Source organism: Halopenitus persicus, assembly GCF_900107205.1.
GTDB lineage: Archaea > Halobacteriota > Halobacteria > Halobacteriales > Haloferacaceae > Halopenitus > Halopenitus persicus.
Genome location: NZ_FNPC01000014.1, coordinates 1 through 12,128, shown reverse-complemented (window position 1 = coordinate 12,128; position 12,128 = coordinate 1). Strand labels below are relative to the sequence as shown.

17 protein-coding genes are annotated in these 12,128 nt (G+C 54.1%); 9 read left to right on the top strand and 8 right to left on the bottom strand.

Annotated elements, in window-relative coordinates; translation table 11 throughout:
* Positions 1–13: 13 nt before the first annotated feature.
* Positions 14–673, bottom strand: coding sequence for a queuosine precursor transporter (locus BLV25_RS15470; protein ID WP_092735073.1), 660 nt, complete (start codon positions 671–673; stop codon positions 14–16).
* 180 nt (positions 674–853) lie between these two features.
* Here BLV25_RS15470 and BLV25_RS15465 point away from each other — a divergent pair, with 180 nt between their 5' ends.
* The 3 genes from BLV25_RS15465 to queC all read left to right on the top strand — a co-directional run bounded on the left by BLV25_RS15465 (position 854) and on the right by queC (position 2,879).
* Positions 854–1,315, top strand: a complete 462-nt coding sequence (locus BLV25_RS15465; RefSeq protein ID WP_092735069.1) for a 6-pyruvoyl trahydropterin synthase family protein — start codon at positions 854–856, stop codon at positions 1,313–1,315.
* Positions 1,315–2,091 (top strand): 7-carboxy-7-deazaguanine synthase QueE, encoded by a 777-nt coding sequence (locus BLV25_RS15460; protein WP_092735066.1) that lies wholly within the window; start codon positions 1,315–1,317, stop codon positions 2,089–2,091. Before BLV25_RS15465 ends, BLV25_RS15460 begins: the two co-directional genes overlap by 1 nt.
* A gap of 98 nt (positions 2,092–2,189) precedes the next feature.
* Positions 2,190–2,879 carry a 7-cyano-7-deazaguanine synthase QueC gene (queC, locus tag BLV25_RS15455; RefSeq protein ID WP_092735063.1) on the top strand — a complete coding sequence of 230 codons (690 nt, stop codon included), beginning with the start codon at positions 2,190–2,192 and terminating at the stop codon, positions 2,877–2,879.
* Between the two features lie 252 nt (positions 2,880–3,131).
* Here queC and BLV25_RS15450 read toward each other — a convergent pair whose 3' ends face one another.
* Complete coding sequence (locus BLV25_RS15450; protein WP_092735060.1) at positions 3,132–3,920, bottom strand: alpha/beta fold hydrolase; 789 nt, start codon at positions 3,918–3,920, stop codon at positions 3,132–3,134.
* A 292-nt stretch (positions 3,921–4,212) separates the two neighbouring features.
* Positions 4,213–4,497: a hypothetical protein gene (locus BLV25_RS15445; protein WP_092735057.1), complete on the bottom strand. Its 285-nt coding sequence runs from the start codon at positions 4,495–4,497 to the stop codon at positions 4,213–4,215.
* A gap of 327 nt (positions 4,498–4,824) precedes the next feature.
* On the opposite strand from BLV25_RS15445, the gene BLV25_RS15440 reads away from it, so the two are divergent.
* Positions 4,825–5,013, top strand: a complete 189-nt coding sequence (locus BLV25_RS15440) for a ribbon-helix-helix domain-containing protein (protein ID WP_092735131.1) — start codon at positions 4,825–4,827, stop codon at positions 5,011–5,013.
* A gap of 302 nt (positions 5,014–5,315) precedes the next feature.
* On the opposite strand, the gene BLV25_RS15435 is transcribed toward BLV25_RS15440, so the two are convergent.
* Positions 5,316–5,735 carry a hypothetical protein gene (locus BLV25_RS15435; protein ID WP_092735054.1) on the bottom strand — a complete coding sequence of 140 codons (420 nt, stop codon included), beginning with the start codon at positions 5,733–5,735 and terminating at the stop codon, positions 5,316–5,318.
* A gap of 246 nt (positions 5,736–5,981) precedes the next feature.
* Positions 5,982–6,263 (bottom strand): helix-turn-helix transcriptional regulator, encoded by a 282-nt coding sequence (locus BLV25_RS15430; protein ID WP_092735051.1) that lies wholly within the window; start codon positions 6,261–6,263, stop codon positions 5,982–5,984.
* 152 nt (positions 6,264–6,415) lie between these two features.
* Between BLV25_RS15430 and BLV25_RS15425 the strand changes: the two genes are divergently transcribed.
* The 4 genes from BLV25_RS15425 to BLV25_RS15405 all read left to right on the top strand — a co-directional run bounded on the left by BLV25_RS15425 (position 6,416) and on the right by BLV25_RS15405 (position 10,165).
* Positions 6,416–6,610: a hypothetical protein gene (locus BLV25_RS15425; RefSeq protein WP_092735048.1), complete on the top strand. Its 195-nt coding sequence runs from the start codon at positions 6,416–6,418 to the stop codon at positions 6,608–6,610.
* Positions 6,611–7,029: 419 nt separating this feature from the next.
* A complete protein-coding gene (locus BLV25_RS15420) occupies positions 7,030–7,497 on the top strand; it encodes a helix-turn-helix domain-containing protein (protein ID WP_092735045.1) in 468 nt (155 codons plus the stop codon).
* Between the two features lie 438 nt (positions 7,498–7,935).
* Entirely contained in the window at positions 7,936–9,018 is a 1,083-nt protein-coding gene (locus BLV25_RS15410; protein ID WP_176819515.1) for a M23 family metallopeptidase, read from the top strand.
* 283 nt (positions 9,019–9,301) lie between these two features.
* A complete protein-coding gene (locus tag BLV25_RS15405) occupies positions 9,302–10,165 on the top strand; it encodes a DUF7351 domain-containing protein (protein WP_092735036.1) in 864 nt (287 codons plus the stop codon).
* A gap of 53 nt (positions 10,166–10,218) precedes the next feature.
* Here BLV25_RS15405 and BLV25_RS15400 read toward each other — a convergent pair whose 3' ends face one another.
* A complete protein-coding gene (locus tag BLV25_RS15400) occupies positions 10,219–10,467 on the bottom strand; it encodes an ATP synthase subunit C (RefSeq protein ID WP_394327134.1) in 249 nt (82 codons plus the stop codon).
* 318 nt (positions 10,468–10,785) lie between these two features.
* On the opposite strand from BLV25_RS15400, the gene BLV25_RS15395 reads away from it, so the two are divergent.
* On the top strand, positions 10,786–10,989 hold the full coding sequence (locus BLV25_RS15395) for a hypothetical protein (RefSeq protein ID WP_092735030.1): 204 nt from the start codon (positions 10,786–10,788) through the stop codon (positions 10,987–10,989).
* 176 nt (positions 10,990–11,165) lie between these two features.
* Here BLV25_RS15395 and BLV25_RS15390 read toward each other — a convergent pair whose 3' ends face one another.
* Positions 11,166–11,498 (bottom strand): DMT family transporter, encoded by a 333-nt coding sequence (locus BLV25_RS15390; RefSeq protein WP_092735027.1) that lies wholly within the window; start codon positions 11,496–11,498, stop codon positions 11,166–11,168.
* A gap of 98 nt (positions 11,499–11,596) precedes the next feature.
* The coding region (locus BLV25_RS15385; RefSeq protein ID WP_143114493.1) for a PH domain-containing protein at positions 11,597–12,128 on the bottom strand (532 nt) is incomplete at its 5' end.

Sequence of the window (12,128 nt, the reverse complement as noted above, 5' to 3'; positions counted from 1 at the left end):
GTACATATCGTATCTAAGCCGGTCGTTCCACGAGTTCTGTGACGGCGTAGAACGGGAGCGTGTCGATCAGCGTGACTAGGAGTTTCACGATGTACTGTCCGGCGATGATCGATACGAGCGCCCAGCCCCACGTTGGGTTCCCACCAAGGCCGAGTGCGGGGAAGATGGCGAAGCCGAGCGTGATGAACACGACGGTGTCTACGCCTTGACTAATTGCAGTGGATCCGCAGTTTCGGAGCCATCGGTGACGGCCAGCAGTGCGGCTTTTGAGATTGGCGAAGAGTCGGACGTCGAGATGTTGGGCGAACGCGAGCGCGACGACGGAGGCGAGGATGATCGATGCCGAGCCGCCAAGCGTCGAGACGAACGCGTCTTGCCCACCGTAGAAGGGGGCGGATGGCATCCAAATGGCGAGGAACACGAGGGCATACGCGATGACGAGCGTGACGACGGTGCCGTTGACCACGGTCGCAGCGTACTCTTTCCCGTGGTACTCGACGAGCAAGTCAGAGGCGAGGTACGCGACGCCGAACGCAACAAACCCAGCGGGGACGGCAACACCGCCGAGCCCGGGGAGTTCGATCCACGTGAGTTTCGCTGCGAGGACGTTTGCGAGGACGATTGAGCCGGCGAACACAGCAGTAAAGATTGCGCGAGTATCCTCGGTCTCCATTAGCGGTCACCACCGGCTATGACCATACAGCTGCGTGCGGTGCTATCTTGCGGCCCGGCCGTGGTGGATACCGATGGCCAACGAGAGAGTCGGCGGAGAGACGATCGTGAGTGGTGCTGCTGTTCCATCGATGGAGTATCGAAACTCAATATTTATATATTCCCTGGGTATTCTTCGAGTATGTCCCGGGGTATATCAAGAGGAGAATCCGAAGCAGATATGCTTCAGGAAGCAGGCCAACGTACACTCCAAATCGGAGCGGACAACCCCATCCGAATTAGCTCGGGCCATCGAATTCTGCATCACGACGGGAAGTGCTCGCGGCCACACGGTCACAACTACGAGATCGCTGTCGAAGTGACTGGTGAACTCACCGAAGAGGGGTGGGTCGTCGACAAAGGCGATGTCACGGACGTCATTGACGCGTGGGATCACCGGTTCCTCGTCGAAGCGGGTGACCCGCTTGTGGAGGCGTTCGAGGCGGCCGGCGACGGCGAGGCACTCGTCGTGTTGGACCACCCGCCGACGGCGGAGGTGATGAGCGTCTTGCTTGAACAACGGATGCTCGACGAGTTCCCAGACACTGTCTCGGATGTGTCGGTGTCAGTGAGTGAAACCGGCGAGCTCTGTGCGACCTACTGATGCCGGTGGCAAGTGATGCAGAGGAACCTGTAACGGACGGTGACGCGGCTGGTGAGGGGCTCCCGATCAACGAGGTGTTCTACTCGTTGCAGGGTGAGGGAACGCGTGCTGGCGTCCCCTCCGTGTTTGTGCGGACCGCTGGGTGTAACCTGCGGTGTTGGTTCTGTGATTCGTACCATACGTCGTGGGAGCCGACCGGGGCGTGGCGTGACGTCGACTCGATCATCGAGGAAGTCCAGTCCCACGAGCAGGCCACCCACGTCGTACTCACGGGCGGGGAGCCACTCATCCACGAGGAGTCAGTCGAACTCCTCGAACGACTGGCCGCCGAAGGGTATCATACGACGGTGGAGACGAACGGGACGATCTACCGGGATGCCCCGATCGATCTGGCGAGTATCAGCCCGAAACTGGCGAGTAGTACGCCGACGCCGGAACGGGACCCGAAAGGCGACGGCGAATTCGAAGAGCAACACGAACAGAACCGGATCGATATGGACGCGCTGCCCCGGATGGTCGACGCGTACGAGACGCAGTTGAAGTTCGTCGTGACAGATGAGTCGGATCTGCCGGAGATCACGGATCTGGTTGACCAGGTGCGGGCGGCAACGGCGACGACCGTGGCGGACGATGACGTGTTGTTGATGCCGGAAGGAATGACGCGGGAGCAACTCGATGGGACGCGCAGCGAAGTGGCAGAGTTAGCGATGGAGTCTGGTTTCCGGTACACGCCGCGACTCCACGTTGACCTGTGGAACGACGCGCCGGGCACATGAGCATTGTACTGGCGCAACCCGATTGGAGCAGTGCGGTGTGGGCGTCGCACGCGGCATGGAGAACAGAGTACCGATCGATTTGACGCAACTACGCAGATATGAGCAACACAAGTGCGGTGATTCTGGTGTCCGGCGGGATGGATAGTGCGACGGCGGTGTACGAGGCGATGGAGCAGGGCTACGAGCCGTACTTCCTGCACACGTCGTACGGACAGCGTACCGAAGACAAGGAGTACGAGTGCGCGAAAGCGCTCGCTGAAGAGGTTGATGCGGCTGACTTCCTCCATATCGAAACCGGGCATCTCTCCCAAATCGGCGCGTCGAGCCTGACAGACGAGGAGATGGACGTGGCTGATGCAGATTTGGAGAGTGACGAAATCCCGTCATCGTACGTCCCGTTCCGGAACGCGAATCTGTTGTCGATGGCGACGTCGTACGCGGAAGCGACTGATTCGGAGGCGCTGTTTATCGGCGCTCATTCCGAGGATTTCTCGGGCTACCCTGACTGCCGCCCGGCGTTCTTCGACGCCTTCCAGAACGTGATTGATGTCGGCACCAAACCGGAGACAGCGATCGAGTTGAAAGCCCCGTTCGTCGAGTGGTCGAAAACGAAGATCGCGGAGCGGGGGTTAGAACTCGGCGTGCCGTACGAGATGACGTGGTCGTGTTACCGGGATGACGAGCCAGCGTGCGGGACGTGTGACGCGTGTGCGTTCCGGCTTGAGGCGTTCCGGAATGCTGGGTCACGCGATCCGATCACGTATGCTGAACGGCCGGAGTTCTCGTAACGTCCTCGCCCCTGCTGAATGGGTTAGAATTCGTCGGCTCTGTTGAAATCCTCAATTAGTGATATGTTCTCGGAGGTATGCTGAATACAGAGCGCGTATGTCGCACTATCGAGTTGGCGAGTTTGAATCAAATCAGTCGCTCACTACAGAAAGCAAATAATCTCTGTTCTCTGAACGCCATCTCCGAAAACCAATGTCATCCAAGAGACGCACAACAAATGTTCAATACAGTCCTGTGTCCGTAGAAAGCGCCTATGTCCGTGATTTGATGATAGAGGCGAGTTTCTCCGGGGCTGTTTCCGTGGCGACGTGCCCTACATTCTCCATTTCGATGAGGTGGCTCCTATCGAGATGATCGTCCAAAGCAGTGACACCGGCACGGAGATGATCCGGACTCTGCTCACCAGTCAGGAGTACTGCTGGAACATCTATGTCTGGCATATCGGATATGCCAAACGCTTCGACCTCGTAGTTCTCCCGGATCACGGTCTCAGCGAGGTGGAGATTTGCCTCTTCGGGCCACCAGGGCAACTGGGAAACATCAGAAACCGATCCATTCTCCTCAATGAACAGTCGCATTGCGGCCTGTCGCTGACCGGCTTCAAGACGAGCTTCCATTCGAGCAGCTAAATCGTCATCGCTGTGTTCGTCCACCAATACGGGTGGTTCATACAGTACGAGACGGTCGATGGCGATCTCGGGTGCGGCTGTGAGAGCAACGAGTCCACCGAACGAGTGTCCAAATACAACTGGAGTTCCGCTGACAGCGTCAACGAGCGCTCGGAGGTCAGCTGCTTCGCGGGCAAGGCTATAATTGTCACCGTCACTGCTGTCACCTCGTCCCCTCCGATCCGGGACGTACAAACTAAATTCGTCGACAAGATGCGGCCGGAGAGTGTCCCACGCCCGTCGAGTCCCAGATCCGCCGTGGAGGAGAATCAACGGCTGGCCGTTCCCTTCACTCTCGTATGCTATACTCGTTCCATCAGACGACTGGACAGTGTGAACTGTTGGATTGGAGAGCTGTGATTCCGGGGGCATCGCTTTTTCACCATACCTAAATTCAGTTTCTTAAAGATATTGTTACAGTGTCCACCAATCTAGCTGAAACGTGTGCAGGTTCACTGAGCAATAGATCCAGTAACGGCTATGAAATGGTCTATCAGTATCTGCTGTACTCAGCCTCTGTCTCGGTCAGTTCGCTACTGACAGCTGTCTGAGGGTTTGTTGATTCTATGCTGAATATAGGGCGCGAGTCGGTCAGGAGAAGGCAACCTCATTCGAGGAGTCAGGTCGGGAACTACAGTAACCAGCTTGATTGGCCAATTGGTGACTACGACTCGAACGATGCCCCGACTCCGTCAGCAATCGCTTGGAGATCGGCCTTCCGGAAGGTGGAGTCGTCGGTCGCCTCCGGCGACTCTGCGATGCCGACGTGCGCCCGGATGAGTCGACGCATCTGCGATGTTGACGGTCGCCCCGCCTCGCCGATATCGACTCCCAGTGCTTCACAAATCGCTTGCAGTTCCTCCTTCGTGAACGACGCCTCAACCTCCCGTTCGAAGCGCCCTGTCGCTACTCGAATCGCGTTTCGGTGTTCCTGGACGGTAGGACTCATAGCTCTCCACTCTCCTCTTATTCACCTCAAAGTTCCTACTCAGTTGCGGTGAGGCTTGTCCAGTGATCCGGACCTACGACCCTTGTCCATTCCCGAACACAGCCTCTGTATCTCGCACGGCGTTCTTCGGATGAGGGTGATTCAGCGGGCTGACTGGTACGCGTGTCTCTCGTGTTGATCTCGGAGAGGTCAACCTGTGTCGTTACTATGGGTTTCCACAGACCCGTACTACCCACGCCAGGGCTCTCCCGTGTAGTAGAAAGAACTGCCAGCGAGTCCGGTGTGCTGGGCGACACTATGAAGATATTCCTCTGCGAATACGAGTGTATGCCGAAGGTCAGCGTCGAGATTCCACGGGAATTGCTTGATGACCTTGACGAGCACGTCGGTGACGGGGGAAAGTTCGTCAATCGAAGCGATGCAATTCGGGCATCGATCCGGAAAACACTCGATATACTCGATGAGATCGATGAACGACACGGACGGGTTGAGATAGACGAAACTGAAGCTCACTAGCCGTAACCAACGGAACCGAAGGAGCACGACACACGGTCGGACAGCGAGTGATACGGCCAGTGCTGGATGGTCGAGACTGTTTTACTGATCATCAAGTGCCGATTCGGGCTCACTGTCGACCCTCAGTGAGGTACCGCGAGTTCCGCGAACTCGTGTTGACCGCCGCAGTCTACAACCTCGAACAGGCTCTCAAACAGTGATCTCGACGCCGTCCTCGGATTCACCAAAACGGCTTTGTTGAAATCTTATTCTTCAAACACATTATCGTCCGAAATAGCTGGTTGCTGAAGAGTACGAACCTACTACCCGAGAAATCTCTCACGATGGCGTAGTAAAAGAGCAGATGCTACCAACGGGAGTGCCCCGTACACTGCTCCAAGTAGGAGTAGGTCAGATATCATACCCACCCTCACAGCCTGAATTATCCCGACCATCGCGGCTGCGAGCGTCCCGTACCAGCCGATAGGTCTCCGTTGATACACGAAGACTGCTAAAACACCGAGTACAACTCCGACAGCACCCCATTGCAAGCTGGCAACCGTTTGGGGGTTGATTCCATCTTCAACGACCGGCCCTGATAACTGAGCCAGAAACGCCATCCAAAACGAAACGACTGCGAAGACCACTAATCCAGCCACAAGCGCGAGAATATCTATTGGAGGACGCCCCTCGCCTTTCCTCTCAAAAAGACCGGAAGCGTTCCAGCTCGCTGGGGCAGACATAGTCTCACAACCTTGTCGAATATACATAATACCCTGTACTGTGCGGTTCACTGTTCTTCTGTATTGACCGCAGCCGGGTCAGAATATGTCTTCTGTTGAGGATCTCAACAAAGCCATTACATTTGTAATCTATTGTGCGTACTCGTTGACGAAGTCGTTGACTTTGAGGATTTGGGTTTCTGAGTGGAGATTACGCGAGATTTCTGTGAATTTTCGGGATCGGACTGTCCGAGTGGGGCAGTTCTGTCAGTCGTCGTGGTCAATATACTCGGCTTCCCATTCGGCTCGTGCTTCAATCTCTCTGGTGCCCCGGCGAGTAGTGGTGTACTCGTTGGTTCGTCGATCGCGCTGACTTTTTTCGACAAGTCCCTTCTCAACAAGCGTGTCGAGATTCGGATAGAGCCGACCATGATGGATCTCTTTTTCGTAGTAGTCCTCAAGTTCGTCTTTGATCGCAAGCCCGTGTGGGTCATCAAGGCCGGCAATTACGTACAGCAGGTCTCGCTGAAAGCCAGTGAGGTCATACATATCACAAATTACGAATCCGGGTTTTGAAATACTACTGATCTGGGTTTATTGAAACCCTCAATAGTTGTTAGATTCAATACTCCCCCAATCGCTCAGTACAGGCTAGCCAGACATCAAAGTCTTGTTGTGGTCACGAAGACGATTCAATGAAGATGTCCGTTCAAAAAGCCCTCCTCATTGAACTGTTCGCAATCCTGCTTGCACTCTATGGGGGATTCACAGTATTGGCTCCCGATATACTGGGTGATCGTGTGGCTATCTACGCAGGATTGTACCTCGGTATCTTCGGACTCGTCTACGGTCTCGTCGGTGACAGGGTGGTAGGTGCCTTCCAAAACGATACGTAAGCACGGAGTATAATGAGCGCCCAGGTGCGTGCCCGTTGTGCGGGAGTGAGCAGACTGGGTTGGATTTCCATCACTGGCGGTACGGTGAGAATGAACAGGGGTGTTACCTGTGTCGGGACTGTCACGACGACGTGCACGCTGGAGACGCCGACACGGAGAATCCTGACTGGTTATTGCACTGTATCTACAATCTTGTCGCACTCCACATTGAACACCACTACAGCGACGCTGAATCCCTCGAAGGAAGCACGATTACTGGTGATATTGATGTTCTACGGGTTATCGATCGGTACAACCTACCGGAGAATCCAAATCTCGTTGAGACAGCGATACAGGTCAGTAGTGATTCGTGACTCGGGGTCAGGGCGACCACGGGAGTTATATGCTACAACCGCATACAAACGCATACGGAATGTATTATGCCTATCGATCTTCGTGAACACAATCCGGACGACGGGATCGACATCCGCCCCGGAACGAACAAAGCCGCGATCATCAAGCTCCTGTACCGAGACACGAATCTCGCGTACACACCGGCAGAGATTCAAGAAGCACTCGACTTGCCGCGCGGCACTCCGTCGACGACGCTGTCTCGCCTACGCGACGACGGGCTGATCGGGAAAACCAGCGACGGCCTGTACCACGGATTCGAGCACCGCGACGACCTTCGCCGATTCGCACGAAGCCTTGTTCAACTCGACGATATGTTCACTCGGTACCCCGATCCGGGTCTCACCCCGGGTGACGTTGAACAAACCGGGAGTGGTGCGAAGACAGAACTCCCGCGCGATCGGGGAACCGAACGCCACGCACCTAGTGAGGAGCCATCACCCAGCGACTGGGTGGCAGACGCGGGCACAGACAGTGACGGGCGCGAGGAGCAGTAGGGTAACTCCGAGATAACATATTACTACCTGCAAGGCAGTCTCGTGTTCGCATCTGATCCGACCGGCGCGCACAGCAACCCACGGTCGGTGATCGTGATTTCTACTGCTGACCGGCCGTACGTCGAGCAAGAAGCAACCGTCGTGTGCCTGACCACACAAACAGAGTACTCCTACGAAGTTACTGAACTACCCAGCCACGTGCTTGAAGACGTGGAGCTGCAGAAAACGAGTTATATGATGCCGTGGGCAATCTACACGATCCCGTTATCGTCGATCCGGGATAATCTCCCATCCGGAACGCTGACGACTGAGGGGATACGGCTCGTGGCTGATGTGATTGACGGGATGGTTCGACCGTAACACGGTCTGCCCCGGTCTGGTATGAGTGAATTTAGTTTCGCAAAATCCCTAATTATGTGGTGGTCGTACCCATCCTCTATGACGGATCGGACTGCGAAAACAACAGGTTCACAAAAGAAGCGACAGACAGTGTGGTCGTACCTTCATCGTACATTTCTGTGGTTTGCCACTCTCAATTTCTGGGTGATTGTCAGTGGATTCGTGATATTAGGATTAGTAGCAATGCAGATCGAGCAATTCAGTTCTCTTGCAGTTCTCTTCTTCCTCTTGGCCGGAATTCTGCCGATAGTGCTTCAAACGATAGAGACTGATAAAGAAGCGCATGGGTATGTCTACGAGATCAGCCATAGCGAACGCCTTCGCTATATCGTCTCTGTACTTGGGTGGAGCGTTACTCCTTGGGGAATCCTCACACAGGTTCTGCAGTTTGGTGGCCAACTAATCCCGATGATACGCTACCGGCGGCGCTACCCCAATCGTGAGCGATACGTCCCCGAAACTGCGCTGTTGCTCCCATACGACGGCCAGTGGACGGTCATCAACGGCGGGGTTACTGAGGAAACCTCGCACTCGTGGATGATCGTCGCGCAACGCTACGCCTATGACTTCGTCATTACCGACGAGGACGGTTCCACCCACACCGGTACTGGCACCGATCTTACGGAGTACTACGCCTTCGGCAAGCCGATTCATCCACCCGCAGCCGGGACAGTCGTGAAAACGAAAGACCGACTACGGGATCACCCGCATCCAGGGAGTGGCTGGCTGGAGTGGCGAACCTGGGATATTCGCGGCAATCACGTCGTGATCAAGCACGCCGATGGTGAGTACAGCCTTCTGGCTCATCTCCGGAAGGGAAGTGTCACAGTCTCCCCTGGCGACCACGTCGATCGTGGGGAGGTGATAGGCGAATGTGGTAACTCGGGGCATTCCGGTGAACCACACCTCCACTATCAACTCCAGGATCACCCGAACTTCTGGAGCGCTGCGGGTCTCGTCCCTCAGTTTCAAGATGCTATCGTGATGCGTGATGACGACCGTCGAGTTCAACATGATTTCTATCAATCGGTGAATCAAGACAGTGGTGTGAAGTATCTCTGGGCTGGTGACCGTGTTACGAACACAGGCAGAGGAGACGTTTTAGGTGATCTATCTGTCTAACTAGTTGTGCTCTCGGCATCGTCGTCTGTTAGAAATGAATAGGCTGTCAAGCCAAGCGGCTTCAAGTAGACTGGTAAAGCAGCTCCGAGAGAATACAGGAAATAAACGATCGATCTGTAGTCCTCTAACTTACTTCTGTGTGATATAACGAGTATTGATGGTACAGTGGCCTACGTAGTCGTTTTCCGGACTCTATTTCACAAGAGACACTGCCAGACAGCACAGATATGGGGCGAATCACCAAACCAGAACGACTTTTTTGGACTCACCGAGAGATTGCTATATGAGAGATGACCGCACAGAGAGGCAACCGATGCAAGAGGCGTTCGCGTTGCTTGGCCATGAGATCCGGCTGAACATTCTAGGAGCGCTTCTCAACGATTGGGTCGCTGCGTATACTGAGCCAATCCCGTATGCGGAGTTAATGGCATCTGCCGAGGTAGAGGATAGTGGGAAGTTCAACTATCATCTTGGGAAGCTCCGCGGCGTGTACGTTCAGCAAGTTGACGGGGGCTACGTCCCAACCGCCGCAGCGACCGCACTCTATCGAGCAGTCATCGCGCATAAACCTCGACAAGAATCTAATCGAACACGGTTGGATGTCGATTCAGAATGTCCCTGTTGTACCGCTTCGCTAGTCGGAACTTATCAACGGGGATTTCTATCGGTTGACTGCAAATCCTGTGACAGATGGATCGGCTTCTCGTATCCATTTCCAAAAAACGGATTCATTAATCGGACTGACGACGAAGCCATCTCTGCTGCCCACAAGCGTTGTAAACATCATCTCGAATTAGCTCGGTCCGGCCAGTGTCCGTTCTGTGCGGCGACAACTACGATCGAGGTTCAAGAAGACGCTATTACGGAAGACGACGAACCTGCGGTTGTAGTTGAGTGTGATTCGTGTTCTTTTATAGTTGGATCCCGAATTCTGTTTTTCCTTCTACTTGACAGCCAGGTGATTTCTATGCTTTCGTACGTAGGAATCGATGTCAAGCAATATGAATGGGAGCTGCCGGAATCAACAGCGTGTCTCATCTCACAGGACCCACTACGGATAAGAGTCGAAATTGAAGCAGAGGGGGATGAAGTTACGCTCGTTGTTGATGAATCTCTCGACGTTTGTTCGGTTGACGCTAGCTGCTAAAAGACATCGACACCATCTGTTCAAACGTCTCACACGATCATCTGTAGTTTCCCCTATACAACAAACACGGTAACCAATGTGAGAATGACCAACGTCTCAGGAAGGACTGTGAGGATTAGTCCTCGACTGAATGTGTCGGGGTCTTCTGCCATTGCACCAATTGCTGCTGCGCCAATTCCTCGTTCAGCGATCCCTGCTCCATATGCTGCCAATCCAACAGCGAGTGCTGCCAATCCACCAGCGAGGAACTCGGCTGATTCTGCGGTTATCACCGGACTTCCTGCTTGGAATATCACTGGCATACCTTCTTGCATAACAATTTCTGTTTCCGTGGAAATGCTATTAGGTATTTTGTGAAGTCAGTTTCACAAGGAATGTGGATTCGATATGAACATTCGATAGCCAAGAATCAGATACCAACGACGGCTTGTTGTGAGTGCTTTTGAGGGGAGTGAGGAGAGACAACAGCTGTACACACAGATCCCTCTCCTCCTTTCAGATTATTCGTCAGAAATTTCATTGAAAAAGCCTCCTTCTCTAGGTAGCGAAGTGAGTACGGTATCATATTGTCATCGTTCATAGGAATACAACTATACCTATATCACTCGTGAGAACCCCCTATGAGCGACCACTACTGTCCCCATTGTGACGTTGCGATGGAAGAGACGACTGTAACCGCAGAGGGAGTTGGAGATCTCTATGTTAAAACCAAACGAGAAAAAGGGGTTCTCAAGCGACTCGGTATCGGCGATAATACTTCTCTTGACGCATTCCTCTGTCCCGAGTGTGGATTGACCCAATTCTACGCAGACCTTTCTACGTGAGCCTCTGATTCCTTTTCCGGCTGTATTGAGGGGTTTCTGTACCGTTTGTACTGAACGGTTAGATGTTGTCTCGACTGAGTCCCTGGGGAGTCACGTTTTCCTAATCGCGTGGGATCGTCGGCTCTGTTGGATCTTCAGACAACGTTGCAATGAAACAGTTGCTCGATAAAGACTGCTTAGTGTGTAGACATTCCGGAGAGGACATTGAGACAGTAAACACCGGCGATGATGAGAAGAATTCCGAGAACGCCGGCAATGTCGATCTGTTCGTCGAATACGACGATTCCGATCGCTGCAACGCCAACGATTCCGAGGGCGGCCCACGTTCCGTATACGACGCCGACTGGTAACTCCTCTAACGTTACGGAGAGCAGGTAGAACGCGGCCCCGTACCCGAGAACGACGACAAGGCTTGGAAGCGGCTGTGAGAATCCTTCGGACAATTTGAGTGATGTCGTTCCAACGATTTCGGAGAGGATCGCTGCACCGAGCAAGACATATGGGTTCATACCGATGTGACACTCGAAGTAACGTGTTAGATATTTCGACTGTACTGAGAGATTTGCAGAGAAGGTATACCGTCTACCCTCTGGCTTTTCCCGAACGATTATTCTTCGAGAGTACTGCGAATCGCTCGTATCTCGTCTCGAATTTGCTGCCACTTCGTCAGATCTCCCGGGATAACGGATTCTCGTCTATCGCCACCACCGAGACCATCGTCGTTCGATGTTGTTTGATCGACAAGTGCCCGAATTGCACGAGGGTCTTCGATCGCCCGGAACGAGAGGTCGTCCCCACCAGCGATTTCGAACGTGACTGAGCCGTATCCGAAGATCGACCCCGTGATATCCTGCCCAAAGGAGCTGTTCTGGACGGTTTCGAGATTTGCCTGTGTGACAGACCGGGTCAAAACGCCGCGTTTCACGTAGAGTGCTTCGTCCGTTACAACGTACTGTACGCCTTGAAGAGCGAAATACTTCCAGAGCGGGATCGCCACTCCGAGTGGAACGACTGCGAGGAAGAGTGTGGTCTCTCCAGTAACACTGGCGACGATCCCAAAGCCGAGGAGGAGAACGCCGATCACAACTGCTGGAAGGATGGTAGTGATCCGCGGGCGGCCGGACCACGCTACCGATTCG